At 67.8% G+C, this 21,720-nt stretch carries 22 protein-coding genes; 9 read left to right on the top strand and 13 right to left on the bottom strand.

Annotated elements, in window-relative coordinates; genetic code table 11:
• Positions 1 to 8 precede the first annotated feature (8 nt).
• Entirely contained in the window at positions 9 to 740 is a 732-nt protein-coding gene (locus DXK93_RS21400) for a 16S rRNA (uracil(1498)-N(3))-methyltransferase (RefSeq protein WP_054451533.1), read from the bottom strand.
• Between the two features lie 265 nt (positions 741 to 1,005).
• Between DXK93_RS21400 and tkt the strand changes: the two genes are divergently transcribed.
• The 4 genes from tkt (at position 1,006) to DXK93_RS21425 (ending at position 7,202) form a co-directional block, all read left to right on the top strand.
• Positions 1,006 to 3,042: a transketolase gene (gene tkt, locus DXK93_RS21410; RefSeq protein WP_119451048.1), complete on the top strand. Its 2,037-nt coding sequence runs from the start codon at positions 1,006 to 1,008 to the stop codon at positions 3,040 to 3,042.
• 14 nt (positions 3,043 to 3,056) lie between these two features.
• Positions 3,057 to 4,067 (top strand): type I glyceraldehyde-3-phosphate dehydrogenase, encoded by a 1,011-nt coding sequence (gene gap / locus DXK93_RS21415; protein WP_013395726.1) that lies wholly within the window; start codon positions 3,057 to 3,059, stop codon positions 4,065 to 4,067.
• Positions 4,068 to 4,159: 92 nt separating this feature from the next.
• Positions 4,160 to 5,356 carry a phosphoglycerate kinase gene (locus DXK93_RS21420; RefSeq protein WP_119451049.1) on the top strand — a complete coding sequence of 399 codons (1,197 nt, stop codon included), beginning with the start codon at positions 4,160 to 4,162 and terminating at the stop codon, positions 5,354 to 5,356.
• A 157-nt stretch (positions 5,357 to 5,513) separates the two neighbouring features.
• A complete protein-coding gene (locus DXK93_RS21425) occupies positions 5,514 to 7,202 on the top strand; it encodes a SulP family inorganic anion transporter (RefSeq protein ID WP_082400760.1) in 1,689 nt (562 codons plus the stop codon).
• A gap of 24 nt (positions 7,203 to 7,226) precedes the next feature.
• On the opposite strand, the gene fabI is transcribed toward DXK93_RS21425, so the two are convergent.
• The 8 genes from fabI to DXK93_RS21465 all read right to left on the bottom strand — a co-directional run bounded on the left by fabI (position 7,227) and on the right by DXK93_RS21465 (position 14,745).
• Positions 7,227 to 8,000 carry an enoyl-ACP reductase FabI gene (gene fabI / locus DXK93_RS21430; RefSeq protein ID WP_054451529.1) on the bottom strand — a complete coding sequence of 258 codons (774 nt, stop codon included), beginning with the start codon at positions 7,998 to 8,000 and terminating at the stop codon, positions 7,227 to 7,229.
• Positions 7,997 to 9,181, bottom strand: coding sequence for an acetate/propionate family kinase (locus DXK93_RS21435; protein WP_054451528.1), 1,185 nt, complete (start codon positions 9,179 to 9,181; stop codon positions 7,997 to 7,999). The genes fabI and DXK93_RS21435 overlap by 4 nt, the downstream gene beginning before the upstream one ends.
• A gap of 31 nt (positions 9,182 to 9,212) precedes the next feature.
• On the bottom strand, positions 9,213 to 10,157 hold the full coding sequence (locus DXK93_RS21440; protein ID WP_054451527.1) for a phosphate acetyltransferase: 945 nt from the start codon (positions 10,155 to 10,157) through the stop codon (positions 9,213 to 9,215).
• Positions 10,154 to 12,535 (bottom strand): DUF3141 domain-containing protein, encoded by a 2,382-nt coding sequence (locus DXK93_RS21445; protein ID WP_119451050.1) that lies wholly within the window; start codon positions 12,533 to 12,535, stop codon positions 10,154 to 10,156. Before DXK93_RS21445 ends, DXK93_RS21440 begins: the two co-directional genes overlap by 4 nt.
• Positions 12,536 to 12,717: 182 nt before the next feature.
• Positions 12,718 to 13,113, bottom strand: coding sequence for a VOC family protein (locus DXK93_RS21450; protein WP_119451051.1), 396 nt, complete (start codon positions 13,111 to 13,113; stop codon positions 12,718 to 12,720).
• Between the two features lie 17 nt (positions 13,114 to 13,130).
• Entirely contained in the window at positions 13,131 to 13,766 is a 636-nt protein-coding gene (yfcF, locus tag DXK93_RS21455; RefSeq protein ID WP_054451524.1) for a glutathione transferase, read from the bottom strand.
• A gap of 104 nt (positions 13,767 to 13,870) precedes the next feature.
• Positions 13,871 to 14,200 carry a DHCW motif cupin fold protein gene (locus tag DXK93_RS21460; RefSeq protein ID WP_054451523.1) on the bottom strand — a complete coding sequence of 110 codons (330 nt, stop codon included), beginning with the start codon at positions 14,198 to 14,200 and terminating at the stop codon, positions 13,871 to 13,873.
• A gap of 53 nt (positions 14,201 to 14,253) precedes the next feature.
• The gene (locus DXK93_RS21465) at positions 14,254 to 14,745 is read right to left on the bottom strand and encodes a GNAT family N-acetyltransferase (RefSeq protein WP_119451052.1); all 492 of its coding nucleotides are present in this window, start codon (positions 14,743 to 14,745) and stop codon (positions 14,254 to 14,256) included.
• Between the two features lie 186 nt (positions 14,746 to 14,931).
• Between DXK93_RS21465 and DXK93_RS21470 the strand changes: the two genes are divergently transcribed.
• The 5 genes from DXK93_RS21470 to DXK93_RS21490 are packed head-to-tail and all read left to right on the top strand — an operon-like array spanning position 14,932 to position 17,964.
• A complete protein-coding gene (locus DXK93_RS21470) occupies positions 14,932 to 15,876 on the top strand; it encodes a DnaJ C-terminal domain-containing protein (RefSeq protein WP_119451053.1) in 945 nt (314 codons plus the stop codon).
• A 2-nt stretch (positions 15,877 to 15,878) separates the two neighbouring features.
• Positions 15,879 to 16,196 carry a chaperone modulator CbpM gene (locus DXK93_RS21475; protein WP_054452227.1) on the top strand — a complete coding sequence of 106 codons (318 nt, stop codon included), beginning with the start codon at positions 15,879 to 15,881 and terminating at the stop codon, positions 16,194 to 16,196.
• Positions 16,197 to 16,249: 53 nt separating this feature from the next.
• Positions 16,250 to 16,963, top strand: a complete 714-nt coding sequence (locus DXK93_RS21480) for an AzlC family ABC transporter permease (RefSeq protein WP_119451054.1) — start codon at positions 16,250 to 16,252, stop codon at positions 16,961 to 16,963.
• Positions 16,960 to 17,307 (top strand): AzlD domain-containing protein, encoded by a 348-nt coding sequence (locus tag DXK93_RS21485; RefSeq protein ID WP_119451055.1) that lies wholly within the window; start codon positions 16,960 to 16,962, stop codon positions 17,305 to 17,307. Before DXK93_RS21480 ends, DXK93_RS21485 begins: the two co-directional genes overlap by 4 nt.
• A gap of 42 nt (positions 17,308 to 17,349) precedes the next feature.
• Positions 17,350 to 17,964 carry a glutathione S-transferase family protein gene (locus DXK93_RS21490; RefSeq protein ID WP_054451518.1) on the top strand — a complete coding sequence of 205 codons (615 nt, stop codon included), beginning with the start codon at positions 17,350 to 17,352 and terminating at the stop codon, positions 17,962 to 17,964.
• A gap of 16 nt (positions 17,965 to 17,980) precedes the next feature.
• Here the strand turns inward: DXK93_RS21490 and DXK93_RS21495 are convergent, their stop codons facing one another.
• From DXK93_RS21495 to DXK93_RS21505, 4 genes are all read right to left on the bottom strand, one after another.
• Positions 17,981 to 18,634, bottom strand: coding sequence for a DsbA family protein (locus tag DXK93_RS21495; RefSeq protein ID WP_119451067.1), 654 nt, complete (start codon positions 18,632 to 18,634; stop codon positions 17,981 to 17,983).
• A 97-nt stretch (positions 18,635 to 18,731) separates the two neighbouring features.
• Positions 18,732 to 20,207 (bottom strand): inorganic phosphate transporter, encoded by a 1,476-nt coding sequence (locus DXK93_RS21500; RefSeq protein WP_054451517.1) that lies wholly within the window; start codon positions 20,205 to 20,207, stop codon positions 18,732 to 18,734.
• Between the two features lie 104 nt (positions 20,208 to 20,311).
• Positions 20,312 to 20,437 carry a hypothetical protein gene (locus DXK93_RS32505; protein WP_008162923.1) on the bottom strand — a complete coding sequence of 42 codons (126 nt, stop codon included), beginning with the start codon at positions 20,435 to 20,437 and terminating at the stop codon, positions 20,312 to 20,314.
• Between the two features lie 13 nt (positions 20,438 to 20,450).
• On the bottom strand, positions 20,451 to 21,575 hold the full coding sequence (locus DXK93_RS21505) for a D-alanyl-lipoteichoic acid biosynthesis protein DltD (RefSeq protein WP_119451056.1): 1,125 nt from the start codon (positions 21,573 to 21,575) through the stop codon (positions 20,451 to 20,453).
• Between the last annotated feature and the right edge of the window lie 145 nt (positions 21,576 to 21,720).

Consider the following 21,720-nt stretch of genomic DNA (forward strand, 5'->3'; position numbering starts at 1 on the left):
CGGCCGTTCTACCAGGCCAGTAGCGCGCTGGCCGCTGACAGCAGCGCCAGCCCCGCGGTTTCGGTGCGCAGCACCCGGGGGCCGAATCGCACCGCCTGCACGCCCGCCTCGCGGGCCTGGGCCAATTCCTTGTCCGACCATCCTCCTTCCGGCCCCACCAGCAGGGTCAGCGCCTGCAGGCCGGGGGCGGCCCGCAGCGCGCCGGCAAGATCGTCCTGCGCTTCCGGGTGGCACAGCAGGCGCAGGCCCTCGGCGGGCTGTTGCAGCCATTCGGCCAGGGTCAGCGGCGCGTCCACCGTCATCAGCCGGTTGCGGCCGCATTGTTCGCTGGCGGACTGCGCGATGCGCTGCCAGTGCGCCACGCGCTTGTCGAGCCGGGCGCCCGACAGCTGCAGCACGCTGCGTTGGGCGGCGATGGGGCTGACGCGCGCGGCGCCCAGCTCCACGGCCTTTTCCACCACCCAGTCCATCTTGTCCCCGGAAGGCAGGCCCTGCACCAGGGTGACGCGTCCGCCCAGTTCGGCCTCGCGCGGCAGGAATTCGCCCAACTGGGCAAAACCAGCCTTGCCTTCCACTTCGAGCGTGGCGGGATACTCGCCGCCCTGGCCGTTGAACAGCGCGACGGCCTCGCCCGCGCGCAGGCGCAGCACGCGCAGCGCATGGTGCGCCAGGGCTTCGGGAAGCGCCACGCGGGCGCCGGTACTCAGGGGGATATCGCAGAAGAAGCGGGGGGCTGACATAAATGTGCGAGAACTGATTTGATGTGGAGAAGGATACTTTTGCCGCCGGGCCGTCCCAAGGCAAAAACGCCCCCTTGGGGGGCAGCTAGCCCGCGCAGCGGGCGCGGCGTGGGGGCACTTGTCCTCAGAAAGCTAGCCTAGCACGGGCCGCCTTATGGCCGATGGCGTCGGGGAAACCCCTGGATGCTAAAATCCCATGCTTCGCAACCTACTCAACTGGCCCCTATTTTGACCGTAGGCCCGCCAGCTTCAAAGAGCCTTCCGAATGAGCAATCCGACCGCCCCTAAACTTGCCTTGGCGGATGCCATCCGCGCCCTCGCGATGGACGCCGTGCAACAAGCGAACTCCGGGCACCCGGGTGCTCCCATGGGCATGGCGGAAATCGCCCAAGCCCTGTGGGCCGGCAACCTGCGTCACAATCCCAAGGATCCCGCCTGGGCCAACCGCGACCGCTTCGTGCTGTCCAACGGCCACGGCTCGATGCTGATCTACGCCTTGCTGCACCTGACCGGCTACGACCTGCCGATCGAAGAACTGAAGAATTTCCGCCAGCTGCATTCCAAGACGCCGGGCCACCCCGAAGTGGGCATCACCCCGGGCGTGGAAACGACCACCGGTCCGCTGGGCCAGGGCCTGGGCAATGCTGTGGGCATGGCGCTGGCCGAAGCGCTGCTGGCTGCTGAATTCAACAAGTCCGGCCACACCATCGTCGACCACCACACCTACGCCTTCACCGGCGACGGCTGCCTGATGGAAGGCATCTCGCACGAAGTCTGCTCGCTGGCTGGCACGCTGAAGCTGGGCAAGCTGGTCGTGCTGTATGACGACAACGGCATTTCCATCGACGGCCACGTGGAACACTGGTTTGCCGACGACACCGCCAAGCGCTTCGAAGGCTACGGCTGGAACGTGATCCGCGGCATCGACGGCCATGACGTCGCCGCCGTGGACGCCGCCATCAAGGCCGCGCGTTCGCAATCGGAAAAACCCACGCTGATCGTCTGCCGCACCGTCATCGGCAAGGGTTCGCCCAACATGGCCGGCACGCACAACGTGCACGGCGCGCCGCTGGGCAAGGACGAGATCGCCGCCACCCGCGCCGCGCTGGGCTGGTCGTCGGAACCGTTCCAGATTCCGCAAGACATCTACGACGGCTGGGATGGCCGCAAGCAGGGCGCCGCCGCCCAGGCTGAATGGCAGTCGGCGTTCGACGCCTACGCCACCGAATTCCCCGCCGAAGCCGCTGAATTCAAGCGCCGCATGAAGGGCGAAATGCCCGCCGGCTACGCCGAACAGTTCAAGGCGTTCCTGGACGCCACGCTGGAAAAGGCCGAAACCGTCGCCACCCGCAAGGCGTCGCAGTTCGCCATCACCGCGCTGGCGCCGCTGCTGCCGGAAATGCTGGGCGGCTCGGCCGACCTGACCGGTTCCAACTTCACCGACTGGAAGGGCGTTGCCGCCGTCCGCGCCGGCGACAAGGGCATCCAGTTCGGCCGCCACATCAACTACGGCGTGCGCGAATTCGGCATGGCCGCCATCATGAACGGCGTGGCCCTGCACGGCGGCTACCTGCCGTTCGGCGGCACGTTCCTGACGTTCTCCGACTACTCGCGCAACGCCATCCGCATGGCCGCGCTGATGAAGCAGCGCGTGGTCCACGTGTTCACCCACGATTCCATCGGCCTGGGCGAAGACGGCCCGACCCACCAGTCGATCGAGCACGCAGCCAGCCTGCGACTGATCCCCAACCTGTCGCTGTGGCGTCCTTGCGATACGGCTGAAACCGCCGTGGCCTGGAACGCGGCCGTGACGCGCCCGACCAGCATCGGCATGGACGTGCACGACGGCGGCCCGACGGCCCTGTTGCTGTCGCGCCAGAACCTGCCGTTCGTGCAGCGCGACGCCGCCACCGTCGAGGCCATCGCCCGCGGCGGCTATGTGCTGCGCGATGCCGAAGGCGCCCGCGCAGTCATCATCGCCACCGGCTCGGAAGTCGCCATCGCGCTGGACGCGCAGGCGCAGCTGGCCAAGGACGGCATCGCCGTGCGCGTGGTCTCCATGCCCAGCACCGACGTGTTCGACCGCCAGGACGCCGCCTGGAAGCAATCCGTGCTGCCCAAGGGCCTGCCGCGGGTGGCCGTCGAAGCCGGGGTTACCGCCTTCTGGCACAAGTACGTGGGCCTGGAAGGTGCCGTCGTCGGCATCGACCGCTACGGTGAATCCGCGCCGGCCGGCGCACTGTTCAAGTTCTTCGGGCTGACCGCCGACAAGGTGGCCGAGACCGTCAAGCAAGTTTTGTAAAAAGGAGCTTAGTCATGACCATTCGCGTCGCCATCAACGGTTACGGTCGCATCGGCCGCAACATCCTGCGTGCCCACTACGAAGGTGGCAAGAAGCACGATATCGAAATCGTCGCCATCAATGACCTGGGCGATCCCAAGACCAACGCGCACCTGACGCGCTACGACACCGCCCACGGCAAGTTCCCGGGCACCGTCGAAGTCGACGGCGACTTCATGGTCGTCAACGGCGACAAGATCCGCGTGCTGGCCAACCGCAACCCGGCCGAGCTGCCCTGGGGCGAGCTGAAGGTCGACGTGGTGCTGGAGTGCACGGGCTTCTTCACGACCAAGGAAAAGGCCGGCGCGCACATCAAGGGCGGCGCCAAGAAAGTCATCATCTCGGCCCCCGGCGGCAAGGACGTTGACGCCACCATCGTGTACGGCGTGAACCACGGCGTGCTGAAGGCCACCGACACCGTCATCTCCAACGCTTCGTGCACCACCAACTGCCTGGCCCCGCTGGTCAAGCCGCTGAACGACAAGCTGGGCCTGGAAAACGGCCTGATGACCACCGTCCACGCCTACACCAACGACCAGGTCCTGACCGACGTCTACCACGAAGACCTGCGCCGCGCGCGTTCGGCCACCATGAGCATGATCCCCACGAAGACCGGCGCTGCCGCCGCCGTGGGCCTGGTGCTGCCGGAACTGAACGGCAAGCTGGACGGCTACGCCATCCGCGTCCCGACCATCAATGTGTCGCTGGTCGACCTGTCGTTCGTGGCCAGCCGCGACACGACCGCCGAAGAAGTGAACGGCATCCTGAAGGCCGCCTCGGAAGGCGAGCTCAAGGGCATCCTGGACTACAACACCGAGCCCCTGGTTTCGGTCGACTACAACCACAACCCGGCCTCCAGCACCGTTGACGCGTCGCTGACCAAGGTTTCGGGCCGCCTGGTCAAGGTCTCGTCCTGGTACGACAACGAGTGGGGCTTCTCGAACCGCATGCTCGACACCACCGTCGCGCTGATGTCGGCCAAGTAAGCAACACGGCTAGCTAGAGGGGACGGATTTGTTTTCCGCGTATGCGGAAAATGGGTTCGTCCCCTTTGTACGCCCATCGTAGGAATCCAAATATGTCCAAGGTCAACACTCTGTCCGCGCTGGCCAAGTCCGGCGCCCTGTCCGGCAAGCGCGTGTTCATCCGCGCCGATCTCAACGTGCCGTTCGACGACGCCGGCCGCATCAGCGAAGACACCCGCATCCGCGCCTCGGTGCCCGGCATCCGCATGGCGCTGGACGCCGGCGCCGCCGTCATGGTCACCTCCCACCTGGGCCGTCCCAAGGAAGGCGTGCTGACCGAAGCCGATTCGCTGGCCAAGGTCGGCCAGCGCCTGTCCGAACTGCTGGGCATGCCTGTGCAGCTGGTGCGCGACTGGGTCGACGGCGTCCAGGTCGATCACGGCCAGGTCGTGCTGCTGGAAAACTGCCGCGTCAACGTCGGCGAAAAGAAAGACGACGAAACGCTGTCCAAGAAGATGGCCGCGCTGTGCGACGTCTACGTCAACGATGCGTTCGGCACCGCCCACCGCGCCGAAGCCACCACCCACGGCATCGCGCGTTTCGCACCCGTGGCCTGCGCCGGCCCGCTGCTGGCCGCCGAACTGGAAGCCCTGGGCCGCGCGTTGCACGAGCCCAAGCGTCCGCTGGTCGCCATCGTGGGCGGCTCCAAGGTGTCGACCAAGTTGTCGATCCTGCAATCGCTGGCCGACAAGGTCGACCAGCTGGTCGTGGGCGGCGGCATCGCCAACACCTTCATGCTGGCTGCCGGCCTGTCCATCGGCAAGTCGCTGGCTGAACCCGATCAGGTCGACCAGGCGCGCGCCGTGATCGACATCATGAAGCAGCGCGGCGCGGCCGTGCCGATTCCGGTGGACGTGGTGTGCGCCAAGTCCTTTGGCGCCGACGCCGAAGCCACCGTCAAGGCGGCCGAAGACGTGGCCGACGACGACATGATCCTGGACATCGGTCCCAAGACCGCGGCGCAACTGGCCGAGATCCTGAAGCAGGCCGGCACGATCGTGTGGAACGGCCCGGTCGGCGTGTTCGAATTCGACCAGTTCGCCAACGGCACCGAAGTGGTGGCGCGGGCGATCGCCGAATCGGAAGGCTTCTCGATCGCCGGCGGCGGCGACACCCTGGCCGCCATTGCCAAGTACGGCATCGGCGAGCAGGTGGGCTATATCTCGACCGGCGGCGGCGCTTTCCTGGAATTCCTGGAAGGCAAGACCCTGCCTGCCGTGGCCGTGCTGGAAGCCCGCTACGCCAAGTAATACGTCTTGCCATGCAAGGCCGAAGCCGCCCCGATGGGGCGGCTTTTTTTATGCCGGCGCCTTGATCCAGGCTGCCCAGGTTTGGCCGGCTTGGTGTAGCCTTGGCGCAAACCGGCGCGCCCCGGGCTCGCTTCATCCCCGATTTCTCCGCAGCACCATGAACCTACGCTTCATTCCCGGCCTCAACAATTTCCGCGGCATCACCCGGGAATCGGCGCGGCGTGACATCACCGCCGGCCTGAGCGTGGCGGCGGTGGCGCTCCCGGTGGGCCTGGCCTATGCCGCCATGATGGGCGTGCCGCCGGTGGCGGGCCTGTGGGCGGCGATCGCCGGGATGCTGGGCTATGCCTTGTTCGGCTCGTCGCGCACCTTGATCGTCGGGCCCGATACTGCCACCTGCACCCTGATCGCCGCCACCCTGACCGGCATGGCGCTGACCACGCCGGAAGACCGGCTGGTGGCCGCCACCGGCATCGCCCTGACGGTGGGGGTGGGCTGCCTGATCGCGCGCGCCCTGCGGCTGGGCGTGCTGGCCAACCTGCTGTCGCGGCCGGTGCTGATCGGTTACATGGCGGGCGTGGCGATCACGCTGGCGTTGTCGCAGTTGAGCGGCCTGACTGGCGTGGGCCTGCGCAACAGCGGACTGGTGCATCCGTTCCTGGAGCTGTCGCGGCGCCTGCCGGAAATCCAGATTCCCACCCTGATCCTGGGCCTGACGTCCTGCGCCTTGCTGGTGGCGGTCAAGCGCTGGCGGCCGAACTGGCCCGGCCCCATCCTGCTGGTGGTGCTGGCCTGCGTGCTGTCCTGGCTGTTCAACTTCCCCGGCCTGGGCATCGCCGTCGTGGGAGAAGTGCCTGCCGGCTTGCCGGCCCTGAGCCTGCCGGTGCGCCTGGAGGGCGTGGACGGCATCCTGCTGGGCGCGGCGGGTGTGCTGGTGGTGAGCTTCTCCAGCGGCATCGTGACGGCGCGCAGCTTCGCCGCACGCACGGGCGAACACGTGGATCCCAACCGCGAGCTGGTGGGCTTTGGCGCGGCCAATATGGCGGCGGGCCTGTTCCAGGGCTTCGTGGTGACGGGCGCGGACTCGCGCACGGCGGTGGGACTGGTGGCTGGCGGTTCTTCGCCGCTGGTCAGCGTCACCGCGGCGCTGGCGCTGGCGGTGGTGGTGAGCCTTTTGAGCGGGCCGCTGTTCTGGCTGCCGCAGGCCGTGCTGTCGGCCATCCTGCTGCTGGCCGCCATCAGCTTGTTCGATGGGCACGCCTTCATGCGCCTGGCGCGCATCTCGCGCATCGAGCTGGCGTTCGGCATCCTTGCCGCGGTGGGCGTGGTGGGCTTTGGCGTGTTGCAGGGCGTGGCCGTGTCGGTGGGCGCCACGCTGCTGTATGCGATGTACGTGTCGGGCAATCCGCGCGACGCCTTGTTGGGCCGTTTGCCCGGCGAAACGGTGTTGGGCAAGCTGCACCTGAATCCCGAGGCCCAGCCGGTACCGGGCACGGTGATCTGGCTGTTCGAGTCTTCGGTGTGGTTCTTCAACGCCGACGCCTTCCGCCGGCGTGCGCGCGAGGTCATCGAGCAGGCAGGCGACGTGCGCTGGTTCGTGCTGGACGCCGAAGCCATGACCCAGGCTGATGCCGACGCGGTCGAGGCGCTGTATGAACTGAAGCATGTGCTGGACGAGCGCGGCATCACGCTGCTGGTGGCGGGCGGACACGGCCAGTTCCGCACCGCGCTGGAACGCTCCGGCCTGGTCAAGAAGATCGGCCGCGACAAGATCTTCGGCAGCCCCGAGCAGGCCGTGGAAGCGATCGAACGCTGGCGCCAGGCACCGCCCGCGGCGCTGGGCTAAGGCGCCCCGGCTGGGCGCCTTGGCTTAATCGATGATGTGGTAGCCGCCGTCGATGTATATCGTCTGCCCCGTCATGCGGCGGGCGGCGTCGGTCGCGAGCCAGGCGGTGGCTTCGCCCACGTCGTCGATGGACACCAGGCTGCGCGCGGGAGCCTTGGACTGGGCGCGGTCCAGCAGCGTATCGAATTCGGCGATGCCCGAGGCGGCGCGCGTCTTCAGCGGCCCTGGTGATATCGCGTGCACGCGTATGCCCTGCGGGCCCAGTTCCGCCGCCAGGTAGCGGGTGGCGGACTCCAGCGCGGCCTTTACCGGCCCCATCATGTTGTAGTGCTCGACCACCATCTGCGACCCGTAGTAGCTCATGCAGAACAACGCGCCGCCGTTGCGCATCAGCGGCTCGGCCAGCTTGGCCATGCGGATGAAGGACCAGCAGGACACATCCATGGCCTGCAAAAAGCCCACGCGCGAGCAGTCGGTCACGCGGCCATGCAGGTCGTCGCGCGGGGCGAAGGCGATGGAATGCAGCACGAAATCCAGCTGGCCCCATTCGGCGGCGACGCTGTCGAACACGGCTTCGAGCTGGCCCTCGCGCATCAGGTCCAGCGGCAAGAGCAGCGGCGCCTCCACCTGGCGGGCCAGCGGCTCCACGTGGCGCAGGGCCTTGTCGTTCAGGTAGGTCACGGCCAGCTCCGCGCCCAGGGCGCGGAAGGCCTTGGCGCAGCCCCAGGCGATCGAATCCGCATTCGCGATGCCCGTCACCAGGCCGCGCTTGCCCGCCAGCGGCAGCAGCGCGCTCATCGCTGCCTCACCAGTTCCAGCGTGTGCTGGGCGATGATCAGTTCTTCGTTGGTGCGCACCACGTAGACGCCGATGCGGCTGTCGTCGGCCGAGATGCGGGGGCCATGGCGGGCGTTGCGTTCGGGATCCAGCTTGATGCCCAGCCAGCCCCAGTGCTCGCTGATGGCCTGGCGGATCTCGGCGGAATTCTCGCCCACGCCGGCGGTGAAGACGATGCCGTCCACGCCGTTCATGGCGCAGGCCAGGCCTATCATGCCTTCGGCCACGCGCCAGGCGAAGTACTGCAGCGCCAGCTTGGCCGAGGGCGCGTCGCTGGCCAGCAGTTCGCGCATGTCGTTGCTGATGCCGGACAGGCCCTTCATGCCGCAGTCGTGATAGAGCAGGTGCTCGATCTCGTCATGGGTCATGCCGCGTTCCATCATCCACAGCACCACGCCCGGATCCAGGCGGCCGGGGCGGGTGCCCATGGGCAGGCCTTCCAGCGCGGTGAAGCCCATGGTGCTGTCCACGCTCTTGCCGTGATGCATGGCGCAGGCGGAAACGCCCGAGCCCAGATGGGCCGCAATGATCTTACCGTCGGCGATGTCCGGCAGCGCTTTCTTCAGGCGCTGCGCGATGTACTCGTAGGACAGGCCATGGAAGCCGTAGCGGCGCACGCCTTCCTGGTACAGCCGTTCCGGCAGCGCGTAGCGGTCGGCCACGTCGGAGTGGCTGCGGTGGAACGCGGTGTCGAAGCAGGCGACCTGCGGAATCCAGGGCCGGCGCTCGCGGATCACGCGGATGGGCGCCAGGTTGTTCGGCTGGTGCAGCGGCGCCAGCGGCGTGAAGGTGTCGAGCTTGGCCAGGATGGCGTCGTCGATCAGCACCGGCTCGGACAGCTCGGGGCCGCCGTGCACCACGCGGTGGCCTACCGCCAGCGGGGCGCCGCCCAGGTGGCCGCTGAGCCAGGTGCCGACGACTTCCTGGCCGTTGGGCACGTCGGGCGCGTGGCTGGGCGCGATTTCGCGTTCGACCAGGGTCTGGCCGGCGGCGTCGCGCACCTTCAGCTTCGGGTGCGAGGTGCCTATGCCTTCGAGCTGGCCGCCCAGGCGCGGGGCCAGCTCCTGCGCCCCGTCGATGTCGTACAGGTAGAACTTGATGCTGGAACTGCCGGCGTTGATGACGAGGATGGTGTCGGTCATGGCGCTGTGATTCCGGATTCCGAGGGGCGCTTCAAGCGAGCGGGCGGGCCTGTTGCTGGGCCAGGTGGTGGGCGTAGATGGCGGCTACCGCGCAGGACGCGAGGCGCGAGCGTGGGCTGTCGGCGCGGCTGGTCAGGATGATGGGCACGCGCGCGCCCAGCACGATGCCGGCTGCCTCGGCATTGGCCAGGAAGGTCAGGTTCTTGGCCAGCATGTTGCCGGCTTCCAGGTCGGGCACCACCAGCACCTGGGCCACGCCGGCCACCGGCGAGCGTATGCCCTTGATGCGCGCGGCGTCGGGGCTGATGGCGTTGTCCAGCGCCAGCGGGCCGTCCAGCAGGCCGCCCTCGATCTGGCCGCGGTCGGCCATCTTGCACAGCGCCGCGGCTTCGATGGTGCTGGGGATGCTGGGGTTGACCTGTTCGACCGCCGACAGGATCGCCACGCGCGGCTCGCCGAGGCCCAGGCCGTGGTGCAGGTCGATCACGTTGCGGATGATGTCGGCCTTGGTTTCCAGGTCCGGAAAGATGTTGATCGCCGCATCGGTGATGAAGAGCGGTTCGGCGTAGGTCGGCACTTCCATGATGAAGACGTGGCTGATGCGCCGGCTGCTGCGCAGCCCGGTGTTGCGCGCCACCACTTCGTGCATGAGTTCGTCCGTGTGCAGGCTGCCCTTCATCAGCAGTTCGGCTTCGCCGCTGCGCACCAGGGCGACCGCGCATTCGGCTGCCGCGTGGCTGTGCGGCGCGTCGACGATGCGCGCATCGCCCAGGTCGAACTTGTGCTCGGCAGCGACGGCGCGGATCTTCTGCTCGGGGCCCACCAGGATGGGCTTGAGCAGGCCCAGGTCGCGGGCTTCGAGCGCGGCCGACAGCGAGGGTTCGTCGCAGGGGTGGGCGATGGCGCAATGCGCCGGCGCCAGCGTCTGCGCGCGCGCGATGAGCCTGTCGTAGTGGGAGGTGGGAGGCAGCGTCATGCGGATTTCGCCTTGGCGGATTTGCGCGCGGGACGCGCGGCGGGTTTGGCGGAGGCGCTACGCTTCTTGGCGCGCACCGGGACGGCAGGCTCGGCCGCGGCCGAGGCCGCTTCGGGCCTGGCCGCCGCAGCGCGCACCGATTTGCGTGCAACGGTCGCCGTTTTCCTGGGCGCCGGCTGTTGAGCCTCCTCACGCTTCTGCGCACGGCGTTCGGCGTACTCGAAGATGCGTTCCATTTCGTCCAGGCTGATGCGGGCGGCCTCGCTCAGGGGCTCGGCGGCTTCCAGCACATGCTTCATGGTGTCCAGCGTTTCGCGGATTGCGGCGGCGGGCGCGTTGTCCAGCAGGTGCGGTATGGCCTGGATGGCGCCGGCGGCGTCCAGGGTCATCATCAACGCCTGGTCGCGGATGATGTCCTTGAATTCCTGCAACGACAGCGCGGTGTCCGATTCGGCGCGCATCTTGCGGATCAGCGCGTAGCTGCGTTCGTCCAGGCCGCCTTCGGCGCCCGACACATACAGCAGCATGCGGATCGCGGCAACGCGCAGGCCGCCTTCCAGCATCAGCGAACGCAGCTCGGCGGCGCGCTCTTCCATGAAGCGGCGGTGCTCGGGCGACACGCCCGGATGCTTGCGCGGCGGGCCGGAGCGCGCGCCCAGGCCGGCCAGGTCCTGCACCAGCGGCGAACCGTAAACGCCCATGAAGGTGCGTTCGTCGGCGGAATCGCGCAGTTCCTGCCAGATGTTCAGGCTGGTCTCGATCAGGTTCGAGAACATTTCCTGGGCCATCAGGAAGGGGTTGTCGGCCGACACCGGCTGGCGGTGTTCGCGCACCTGTTCGGCGACTTGGGCAATCGGCGCGATGGCCGGATTGCGGTCGGAGATCAGTTCATAGGGCAGGCGCAGCGGATGCAGGCGCTGCGACCATTCCGCCGATTGCGGCGTCACCAGGGCGCGCAGCCAGGGTTGCACGAAGCTGCGGTACATGCCCAGGTTGATGTCGGAAATGCGGGCGACGGCGGCGAAGCGGCGGTCGTCCTCTTCGTTGCGCTCGACGATGGCGCGCACGTCATCCAGCGTGCGCTGCTCGAACGACAGCACGTAGTTGCCATAGGCCAGGTCGGCATTGGGCGTGTCGGGCGTCTTGTCGGCGATCTCCGCCTGGTAGATGCCCGGCGGCAGCACGTCGATCATGTCGATGTTGGACGTGAATTCCTGGTGCTCCTTGCGCGCCACGCTGCCGGACACGAAGATGCCCAGATGGCCGATGCTTTCGTGCACCGCATAGACGATGGTCTGGCCGTGCGCCAGCACTTCGGATTCGTCCTGGTACAGATCGGGGATCCAGCCCAGCGCCTGCGGCGGGGGCGTGATGTTGTCGCCCTTGGAGCAGAACACCACGATGGGCGAGCGGATGTTGCGCAGGTCGATGCGGATGCCGTCCGAGGTCACCAGGCCGGCGGTAGCCAGGCGGTTGCCGACGAACAGGTTGTCGACGATGTACTGGATTTCCGGGCCGTTCAGGAAGACGTGGCCGCCCCACCATTTTTCGAAGCTGAGGTAGCGCTTGGCCTCGGTGTCGACGTTGGAGTACAGGTTGTACTGCTTGGACCACAGGGTGTTGGCCGGATTCAGGTTCTCGAAGTTCTGCACCAGCCAGGCGCCATCGAACTTGCCGTCGCCCAGGTCGCTGGTCAGGGCGGTGAGCCAGCTGCCGCCCAACAGGCCGCCGGCATAGCGCATGGGATTCATGCCGCGCCAGCCCGCCCAGTAGGACAGCGGCGCGCCCGCCACGATGATGGGGCCGAACAGTTCGGGACGGACCGCGGCGGTCATCATGATCTGCCAGCCGGCCTGGCAATTGGCGACCACCACCGGCTTGCCTTCGGCGTTGGGGTGCAGCGCGATGATCTCTTCCAGGAAGCGCGCCTCGGCCATCATCACGTCCTCGACGGTCTGGGTCGGCATGGGCTGCGGCAGGAAGGTGGCGAAGTAGCAGGGGTGGCCGGCGCGCAGCGCCACGCCGATCTCGCTTTCAGGCTTGAAGCCGCCGATGCCGGGGCCGTGCCCGGCGCGCGGATCGACCACCAGGAAGGGCCGTTTGATGGGGTCGGTTTCCACGCCGTCCGGCGGTTTGATGCGCAGCAGGCCGTAATTGACGGGGCGCGGCAGACAGCGGCCGTCCATGACCAGTTCGGACTCCATGCTCAGCACGTTGGGCGCGCGCTTGGCCATGTGCTCGTGGTACTGGTTGCCACGCTGGCGCATCACATCGGCGTACAGCACGCCGCGCTGCCAGGCGTCCACCGCGTATTCGTAGGCGGCAGTCCAGGGGTTGAAGGGCGGGGCGGGTACGCGATCGTTGCCAGATCCGGCCATGGCGATCTCCTGTAGGTTGCTTGCGGCGGCGGGCCGCCGCGCCGATTCAGAGTGGAACCGGCCGAGTTGACCTCCCCATTACACCGCAACTGATGTTGCGGTGCAACATCAAGCGTCTTGATGCAGGTCAAGCAGTGGCCGATATATCCGTCCCCTTTAGGACTGGTCAGCCGGGCAGCGGTTCAGTCAGGGTCGTGGCACACCGCTTCGATGCGGTTGCCGGAAGGGTCCAGCAGGAAGGCCGCGTAATACTGCGGGTGGTAGTGCTCGCGCAAGCCCGGGGCGCCGTCGTCGCGTCCGCCGTGGGCCATGCCGGCGGCATGGAAAGCGTCGACGGCGGCGCGGCTGGGCGCCTTGAAGCACCAGTGCCGGCGCGCCGCGGGGGCGGCTGCGTCATCGGCGAACACGGAGAGATAGCTGTGCTGGCTGCTGCCTGCCCGGCAGCGCTCGCCGTAGCCTAGCGCGTCGGGGCGGTCATAGACCTTGGCCGCGCCCAAGGCCTGCATGACGGCGTCATAGAAGGGGCGGGCGGCGTCCAGGCGGGAAACGGTGATGGAGACGTGATCCAGCAGTTGCATCGCGGCTCCCGGGCGGTTCAGGCGCGCGCGGCGGCGTTGTGCTCCAGCCATTTCTGGACGGAGGGGCGCTGCCACTGGGCGTCGGCGTAGGCGCGCAGGGCGTCGGGCAGGTCGTCCTGGAACAAGCGCTTGATCATGACCGCGAGGTCGGTATCGGCGATGCACCATTCATCGAACAGCGAGGTCCGGTCCGCGCCCAGCAGATGGGCGCCCACGTGGATGAGCTTGGCCGCGGCGGCATGGGCGGCGTCCGACAACGGCAGGCCGGCGGCGCCGTAGAACACGGTTTCCGTGGGGCGTTCCTGACGCAGCGCTCCCAGGTCGCTGCGCAGCCAGGCCTGCAGTTGGCGGGCGCGGGCGCGCTGGCGCAGGTCGCGCGGATACAGCGCCGGGTGCTCGGGGGCGGGGAAGGCGTCTTCCAGGTATTCGGTGATGGCGCTGGATTCGGTCAGGCTGAAATCCGCGTGGGTCAATGCCGGCACCCGCGAGGTCAGCGCGCGGCTTTGGTAGGGCTGCATGCGCTGCTCGCCCGCTTCCAGATCGATGGGGCGCACCTCGAACGGCAGCTGTTTTTCAGTCAGCGCCACATAGGCCGACATGGCGTAGGGGCTGAGGAACAGGGAATCGACGAATAGCGTAAGCGGGGCGCCCAAAATCTAGTCTCCGGTTTGACGGGTAACGGCATGTGCCGCGGCGGCGGGCCGCGGATACGTCAAAGCGTAACGCATCTGCGGCCGGGCTGTCGCGCCGGGGGGCTTCAGTCGACGATGAAGAGCTTGGCGCCGGTCGCGGTGGATGAGCGGTGCGGTTCGGCCTGGTCGGCGACCTGGTAGCTCATGCCCGGCGTCAGCACGAATTGCCGGCCGTCTTCCAGCTCGGTGTGCAGTTCGCCTTCCAGACAGAACAGGATGTGGCCCTTGCTGCACCAGTGGTCGGCCAGGTAGCCGGCCGTGTACTCGACCATGCGCACGCGCAGGTCGCCGAACTGCCGGGTGCGCCAATAGGCCATGCCGGTCTCGCCAGCGTGTTCGGTGCGCTCGACCTCGGACCAGTCGGTGGTGCCGAAGGGGATGTTGCTCATCTTCATGGTGATTCCTGCGTTGTGACGCGGACGCAATGGCGTCCGCCAAAGAATGGAGACTACGCCAGCGCGGGCAGTTTCTTGTGCCAGAACATCGCGCGGCCGGTGGTTTCGTCCAGGGCATAGCCTTCGAAACCGAGCTTGCGGTACAGCCCCTGGGCGACCGCGTTGCCTTCCAGCACTTCCAGGGTGATCTTGCAGCAGCCCAGGTCACGCGCCCGCTCTTCCAGCGCCGACAGCAGGGCCTTGCCCACGCCGCGGCCCTGGAATTTTTCCGCGACGCCCAGGTCGTGCAGATTGAGCAGCGGGCGACAGGCGAAGGTGGAGAAGCCTTCGAGATAGACCGCGACGCCGGCGGCTTCGCCGTCGATGCGGGCCAGCAGCGCCCGCGCCGTCGGGCGGCGGGCCAGTTCGGCGATCAGGTTCTGCTGTGCGTAGGCGGGCAGGGGAGCGTTGCCCCCCATGGGGCCGCTGGCGTACTCGTTCAGCATGGCCAGCACCTGGCGGCCGTGTTCGGGATTGTTGAAGTCTGCGTCGATGATTTCCAGCACGATCTGTTCCTGTGGGCCTGTCGTGGTCGGGGCTGGCGCATCCGGGCGCCAACCGGACATTATGCGCGATGCCCGACGCCTGACAAGGCGCATTGAAAAATCGCCCCATAACCCCTATCTTCTTGATATCCCAGGCCGGACCCGACGCAACCGGAAGCGGCCGCAACGCTTTGCCAAGGGCTGCACATGGAGTTCAAGGACTACTACAGCATGCTGGGCGTGGAGCGGGACGCCTCCGAAGACGACATCCGGCGCGCCTACCGCAAGCTCGCCCGCAAATACCATCCCGACGTCAGCAAGGAAAGCGACGCCGAAACGCGCATGCGCGACGTCAACGAAGCCTATGACGTGCTGCGCGACAAGGAAAAGCGCCAGGCCTACGACAATCTGGCCGCAGGCGTCTCGCCCGAGGGCAGCTTCCAGCCGCCGCCCGGCTGGGACGAAGGCTTCGAGTTCCACCGCGGCGCCGCGCCCGGCGACGAGGCCCAGTTCAGCGAGTTCTTCTCTTCGCTGTTCGGCGGCCGCAACCGGCGCGGCGGGGCGCAGCAGCAACAGGAATTCCGCGCGCGCGGCGAGGACCACCACGCCGCGATCGAGGTGGACCTCGAAGACGCGCTCAAGGGCGCCACGCGCGACATCAGCCTGCGTTCCATGCAGATGGACGAGCAGGGCCGCCCCCACATGCAGACCCGCACGCTCAGCGTGCGCATCCCCGCCGGCGTGCGCGAAGGCCAGTACATCCGGCTGGCCGGGCAGGGCATGCCCGGCTACGGCGGCGGCGAGAACGGCGATCTCTATCTGGAAGTCCGCTTCAAGCCGCATCCGCGCTACCGCGCCGACGGCCGCGACCTCTACATGACGCTGCCGGTGGCGCCGTGGGAAGCGGCACTCGGCGCCAGCGTGCATGCGCCCACGCCGGGCGGCACGGTCGAAGTGTCGATCCCCGCGGGGTCCGCCAACGGCCGCAAGCTGCGCCTGCGCGGCCGCGGCATTCCGGGCGATCCGCCCGGAGACCTCTACCTGGTGCTGGACCTGGTGTTGCCGCCCGCCGATAGCGAAGCGGCCAAGGAGGCCTACCGCAAGCTGCAGCAGGACCTGCCCTTCAATCCGCGGCGCCACCTGGGGGTATGACCATGAAAAAAATAGTCGTCACCACCGCCACGGTCGTGGGCAAGTCCCGGCCGCTTTCCGCCGACGACCTGGCCCGCGCCTGCGGCGAGGAAGTCGAATGGGTCGTCAGGCTGGTCGAGGTCGGCATCGTCAATGCCAGCGGTCCCAGGCCCGCCGAATGGCGCTTCTACAGCGCCGACCTGCAACGCGCGCTGGACGCCCGCCGCCTGGTGCGGGATTACGGCGCCGGCCTGGACGCTGCGGCGCTGATCCTGGACCTGAGCCAGGAAGTCCGTCGCCTGAAGGCGCAACTGCGCGCGCTGGGCCTGGAGGACAAGTAGGCTGTGCGCGGGTGGGTAAACTAGCTGGTTGTTGAAGAGACCAGCGGAACACCTTGCAGACCCCTCCAGCCCATGCGCCCGCTCTGGCGGGCAGCGCCCGCATCGACGGCCTGAAATCCTGCCTGCCCGTCATGATCGGCTACTTCCCGGTGGCCGTGACCTTCGGCATCGCGGGCGTGGCCGCGGGCCTGTCTCCGCTGCAGGTGGTGCTGATTTCCGTGCTGGTCTATGCCGGCGCCAGCCAGTTCCTGCTGCTCGCTTCCATCAAGGCCGGCACCCCGTGGCTGTGGGTGGTGGCGCTGTGCTCGCTGCTCAACGCCCGCCATCTGCTGTACGGCCCGCTGTTGTCGCGGTTCCTGCCGGCGGGACTGAATGAGCGCCTGAAGGTCGCCTTCCTGCTCACCGATGAAGTCTTCGCCACCGCTTTCAACCGTTTGCAGACCGTGGAGCCCGCGGGCCGCCAGCGCTGGATGATCGCGCTGGGGCTGGGCGCTTGGCTGACCTGGATCGCCGGCACGGCCGTCGGCGTCTATGCGGGAGACGGCCTGGAGCGCCACTACCCCATGCTGTCACAGGTAATGCGCTTTGCGCTGCCGGCGCTGTTCATGGCCCTGGTGTGCCAGAGCGCGAAGCGCGGCATGGGCCTGCCCATCGTTGCGGCGGTGGCCGGAGCCGGGGCCGTGGCCGCGCTGGGCCATACCAGCCTGGCCATCCTGGCCGGCGCGATCATCGGCTGCGTGGCGTATCGAATGAGGAGGCCCGCATGAACACCGACGGACTGGGTTTCTGGGGCGCGGTGATCGCCATGGCGGCCATCACCTATCTGACGCGCGCCTTGCCCTTCATGCTGTCCGAGCGCAGCCGCCTGCTGCGCCACCTGTCGCGCGAAGGCTCGGCGCTGGCCGCCCTGGGGCCGTCGCTGCTGGCTGGGATCGCCGCGGCGGTGATCGTGCCCGACCTGCTGGCCGCCGGCGACCAGACGGCGAACCTCGGCCCCTACGCAGGCGGCCTGGTCGTGACCGCCGTGGCGGCCCGCCTGGTCAGCAATGCCGGCGTCGCGGTGCTGCTGGGCATGGCGGGATACGGGGTGTTGCTGGCCTTGGCGGCGTAAGACCCGCGGGGCAAAATGGTCGGACTTCCACGGAGACCGACCATGCTTACGCTTTATCATGCGCCGCGTTCGCGCTCGTTCCGGATACTTTGGCTGCTCGAGGAACTAGGCGTGCCTTACGACACCGAAATGGTGTCCATCCGCGGCACCGACAGCGCGGGCCACATGCCCTCGGACTACATCGACATCCACCCGCATCGCAAGGTGCCGGCCCTGGTGCACGACGGCGTGCCCGTGTTCGAGACGCCGGCAATCGCCCTTTACCTGACCGACCTGTTCCCCCAAGCGGGGCTGGGTCCGGTGGTGGGCGACCCGCTGCGCGGGCCATACCTGACCTGGCTGGCCTATTCCACCGGCGTGTTCGAACCGGCCATGGCCGAGCGCGCCTTCAAGACGCCGCATCCGGGCGGCGCGCTGGGCTGGGGTTCGGCCGAGGAGGTCGAGCAGGTGCTGACCCGGGTCTTGCAGGCGCGGCCGTTCTTCCTGGGCGACAAGTTCTCGGCCGCGGACATCGTGCTGGGCGGCACCCTGCAATACATGATGCAGGTGAAGGTTCTGCCCGAGACCCCTGTGTTCACCGCCTACGCGGAGCGGCTGGGCGACCGTCCGGCCATGCACCGCGCCTTGCAGCGCGACGGGGACATCGAAGAAGCCTGACGCGGGGCGCCCGCCTTCAAGCGCGGCCGATGCGCGCGCCGAGGTCCGCCTGCCATTCCTGCGGACGGCCCAGGTAGCGGCTGGGCTCCAGCATCTCGTAGACGCCATCGCGTTCCAGTGCCAGGGTGGGAAAACCGCTGCCGCCGACCTGCGCCAGCAGCCTGCGGCTGGCGGCGATGTGCGTGGCGGTTTCGGCGCCCTGGGCTGCGTCATAGGCCGCGCGGAAGGCTGCCGGGTCCAGGCCGATGTCGGCCGCCAGGGAGGCCAGTACGGCCGGATCGGCGATGCGCAGCCCCTGTACGTAGTGGGCGCGCTGGATGCGCTTGAGCAGGTCGAGGCCGCGACCGGCCAGCGTCTGCGCGGCCAGGATGGCAGTGGTGGGCGGCTCGGAATCGAACACCGCGCCCTCATCGCGCAACAGGCCGTTGAAATAGTCTTCGCCGAAGGGCTGGCCGGTCAGGCCGGCGATGCGCTCGTCATGCGGCATGACGTAGCGGCGCAGTCTGTCGGTGACCGGCTGGCGGTTGCCGCCCGTCATCATGCCGCCGCCATGCAGCGCGATGTCCAGCCCGGAGACGGCTCGAGCCGCCTCCACCAGCGGCGCGGCGCCATAGCACCAGCCGCAGAGCGGGTCGAAAATGTAATGCAGGGTGGGATTTGAGGTAGCCATGGCGCCATGGTAGACGCGGGCACGGCTGGCAGGAAGCCTGGCGGGATAGCCAGAGTGTTGCATCGGCCGTGCAGATTGCCTGCACGGCCGCGAATCATCAGCCAGCGATCTGCACGCCGATCCAGAACAGGCCGGCGGCCAGCAGCATCGAGGCGGGCAGGGTCAGCACCCAGGCCATCAGGATGTTGCGTACGGTGCTGCCTTGCAGGCCGCTCTTGTTGGCGATCATGGTCCCGGCCACGCCCGAGGACAGCACGTGGGTGGTGGAAACAGGCAGGCTGAAGACGTTGGCGATGCCGATGGCGCCCATGGCGGTGACTTGTGCGGACATGCCCTGCGCATAGGTCATGCCCTGCTTGCCGATCTTCTCGCCCACCGTCAGCACCACGCGGCGCCAGCCGACCATGGTGCCCGCGCCCAGCGCCAGGGCGACTGCCACGATCACCCAGAAGGGGGCGTATTCGGTGGTGGCTGTCAGGTCGGCGCGCAGGCGTTGCAGGTCGGCGCGTTCGCGGGCCGGCAGCCCTTCGATGCGCGCGACCTTCTTGGCCGTGTCGTCCAGACAGAGCAGGTAGCGGCGCACGGAGATGCGCTTCTCGGCCGACAGGTCGGCGTAGTTGGACACGCCGTGCAGATCGGCCTGCAGCGCGGCGATGGTCGGCATGGTCAGTTCGGGGTCGCAGCGGAAGTTGCGCGGCAGTTCGGTGGTCGCGTCCACGCGCTTGAGCGCCAGGTATTCGCCCAGCATGGCTTCATTGCGCTGGTAGAACACGTTCAGGTGGTTGGCGGCGTCGCGGGTGCGCTCGATCTGGTAGGTGGTGCTGTTGGTGTCCAGCACGAAGTTGGCGGGCACGATGCCGATCAGCACCAGCATGATCAGGCCAATCCCTTTCTGTCCGTCGTTGGAGCCGTGCACGAAGCTCACGCCCATGGCGGACAGCACCAGCACCAGGCGGTTCCAGAAGGGCGGATGCTTTTTATTGTCGATGGCGCGGCGCTGTTCCGGCGTCTTGTGCATCTTGGACAGCGGCAGCCAGCGCTTGAGCGCCAGCAGCAGGCCGCCCGCCACCAGGAAGCCGGCCACCGGCGACACCACCAGCGACAGGCCGATGTCGATGGCCTTGCCCCAGTTGACGCCGTCCGCCAGCGGCAGGTCGGTGATCAGCGCGTTGGCCAGGCCCACGCCCAGGATCGAGCCGATCAGCGTGTGCGAGCTGGACGCCGGAATGCCGAAGTACCAAGTGCCCAGGTTCCAGGCGATGGCCGCGGCCAGCATGGCGAACACCATGGCCAGCCCGCGGCCCGTGTCCACGTTGATCAGCAGCTCCACCGGCAGCAGGTGCACGATGGCATAGGCCACGCCCACCCCGCCCAGCAGCACGCCCAGGAAGTTGAATATGCCGGAAAGCACCACTGCCAGATGCGGCGGCATGGCCTTGGTGTAGATGACCGTGGCCACGGCGTTCGCCGTGTCATGGAATCCGTTGATGAATTCGAAGGCCAGGACGAATGTCAGGGCCAGCGCAAGGCTGAGGCCGACCCAGAGGTCTAGGCCGTGGAAGAGGTCGAACATGGAGGCGGGGGAGGTTCCGGCGAGAGGAGCCGATTATTGCAGATTTGTGACCTGTCACTGGTTGCTTGCGGCTACCAAGTGCGGCCAGCTGACCCCGCCCGGGGTCAGAATTTCGAATACTGGAACTCGATTTCCATCGGTTTGCCCAGGTTCGCCGAGGTATCCGCCTGGATCACCATCACCGCCAGGACGCCCAGGTAGAGCAGGCACAGCCACAGGGTTCGTTTCATTGCCGGCCATCCTTCATGGGTAGAACACTTCAGCGATCTTCTGGTTCACGCGCAGCCAGCCCAGTTCCCCCAGGTGCTGTACGTCCCGCAGCATCCCCACCTCGAAGGGGGCGCTGTACATGTCCATGCAGCGCATGGCATAGCGCTGGCACAGCGCCGCGACTTCCCGCTGCACCGGCCCGAAGCGGTCCAGGTCCTTGAACACCAGCGGATGCAGCGGCTGCATGACGAACAGGGCATTGACGCCGCGCTGCCGCAGCAGCGCCATCAGCGCGTCCAGTTCGCGCAGCTCGTCCCGGCCGGTCAGCGGTTGGGGCAGATAGGCGGTCTTGCCGCCCTCGGGAATGCTGCGCAGGTATTTATTGAAGAATTCATCGCGCACGGCGTAGCGGTTGCCGCCCATCAGGGCCTGTTCTGCGCCCTGGGCGTCGGCAGCCAGCGCCTCCCAGTCCACCACCCGGGCGGCCGCGGGCGGCCCCTCGCGTTCGCGCTCGGGGGCAGGCGCTGCGTGGACGGGCGCCCACAGGTTGACCAGCCGCTGGCGGAAGACGTAGGCCTGCTCGGCCGCCATGGACCAGGCGACGCCCGCGTCGCCCTTGGCCTGCAGCCAGCGGACCACCTCCGCCCGGCCCTCGGGCTGCCGCAGCAGGCGGGGCAGCAGCGGATTGGCGTGTTCCTTGAATTCGTCCGGACCCAGCCCGCCGTCGCCGTCAAACCAGCCCGGCGACAGCATCACCACCACGCGCGAGGCTGGCGACAGGTCCTCGGCCATCGCCGCCAGCACCAACTGCATGCCCAGAGACTGGAATCCCGAATGGCCATAAGCCAGCACAGGCATCTGCAATTCGTCGGCCAGGTAGCGGTACGGCACGAAGCGCAGGTCGTTGCTGGTCAGCTCCGACGAACCCAGGATCACCAGCCTGTCGCCCGTGCGCAAGGCCTGGCTCATGCGGGACAGGTTGCGCGTCTGTTCCTCCAGCGTATTGCCCAGGTTGGGGATGTAGATGCCCGGAGCGGCCACCGGCACGGGTTCCGTCTTCAGCGCCAGGGAGTGCAGGGCGCCCCATCCGGCGGCCGCCGCCGCGGCCAGGGCCAGCGCCGCCGCCAGCGCATGCTGCCGTAGTGTGCGTTTGAACATGGGGAACCAATGCCGCTCGGGGCCCTCTTTATTGGGATAGGTTTGTTAGCGGATGTTATCGAGCGGACATGTCTGGAACAAGCGCGGGAAAGCGGGGCCAAAGCCGATTCGCCTTTTTGCGACAGGGGCCGCCGCCGGCGCGCTG

It is taken from the genome of Achromobacter sp. K91 (assembly GCF_003576205.1).
Classification (GTDB): Bacteria; Pseudomonadota; Gammaproteobacteria; order Burkholderiales; family Burkholderiaceae_B; genus Achromobacter; species Achromobacter aegrifaciens.

Excerpts from the sequence above, each read along its gene's own strand:
- DXK93_RS21400 (WP_054451533.1), bottom strand. The coding sequence starts at position 740 with ATGTCAGCCCCCCGCTTCTTCTGCGATATCCCCCTGAGTACCGGCGCC.
- tkt (WP_119451048.1), top strand. The coding sequence starts at position 1,006 with ATGAGCAATCCGACCGCCCCTAAACTTGCCTTGGCGGATGCCATCCGC.
- gap (WP_013395726.1), top strand. The coding sequence starts at position 3,057 with ATGACCATTCGCGTCGCCATCAACGGTTACGGTCGCATCGGCCGCAAC.
- DXK93_RS21420 (WP_119451049.1), top strand. The coding sequence starts at position 4,160 with ATGTCCAAGGTCAACACTCTGTCCGCGCTGGCCAAGTCCGGCGCCCTG.
- DXK93_RS21425 (WP_082400760.1), top strand. The coding sequence starts at position 5,514 with ATGAACCTACGCTTCATTCCCGGCCTCAACAATTTCCGCGGCATCACC.
- fabI (WP_054451529.1), bottom strand. The coding sequence starts at position 8,000 with ATGAGCGCGCTGCTGCCGCTGGCGGGCAAGCGCGGCCTGGTGACGGGC.
- DXK93_RS21435 (WP_054451528.1), bottom strand. The coding sequence starts at position 9,181 with ATGACCGACACCATCCTCGTCATCAACGCCGGCAGTTCCAGCATCAAG.
- DXK93_RS21440 (WP_054451527.1), bottom strand. The coding sequence starts at position 10,157 with ATGACGCTGCCTCCCACCTCCCACTACGACAGGCTCATCGCGCGCGCG.
- DXK93_RS21445 (WP_119451050.1), bottom strand. The coding sequence starts at position 12,535 with ATGGCCGGATCTGGCAACGATCGCGTACCCGCCCCGCCCTTCAACCCC.
- DXK93_RS21450 (WP_119451051.1), bottom strand. The coding sequence starts at position 13,113 with ATGCAACTGCTGGATCACGTCTCCATCACCGTTTCCCGCCTGGACGCC.
- DXK93_RS21460 (WP_054451523.1), bottom strand. The coding sequence starts at position 14,200 with ATGAAGATGAGCAACATCCCCTTCGGCACCACCGACTGGTCCGAGGTC.
- DXK93_RS21470 (WP_119451053.1), top strand. The coding sequence starts at position 14,932 with ATGGAGTTCAAGGACTACTACAGCATGCTGGGCGTGGAGCGGGACGCC.
- DXK93_RS21475 (WP_054452227.1), top strand. The coding sequence starts at position 15,879 with ATGAAAAAAATAGTCGTCACCACCGCCACGGTCGTGGGCAAGTCCCGG.
- DXK93_RS21485 (WP_119451055.1), top strand. The coding sequence starts at position 16,960 with ATGAACACCGACGGACTGGGTTTCTGGGGCGCGGTGATCGCCATGGCG.
- DXK93_RS21490 (WP_054451518.1), top strand. The coding sequence starts at position 17,350 with ATGCTTACGCTTTATCATGCGCCGCGTTCGCGCTCGTTCCGGATACTT.
- DXK93_RS21495 (WP_119451067.1), bottom strand. The coding sequence starts at position 18,634 with ATGGCTACCTCAAATCCCACCCTGCATTACATTTTCGACCCGCTCTGC.
- DXK93_RS21500 (WP_054451517.1), bottom strand. The coding sequence starts at position 20,207 with ATGTTCGACCTCTTCCACGGCCTAGACCTCTGGGTCGGCCTCAGCCTT.
- DXK93_RS32505 (WP_008162923.1), bottom strand. The coding sequence starts at position 20,437 with ATGAAACGAACCCTGTGGCTGTGCCTGCTCTACCTGGGCGTCCTGGCG.
- DXK93_RS21505 (WP_119451056.1), bottom strand. The coding sequence starts at position 21,575 with ATGTTCAAACGCACACTACGGCAGCATGCGCTGGCGGCGGCGCTGGCC.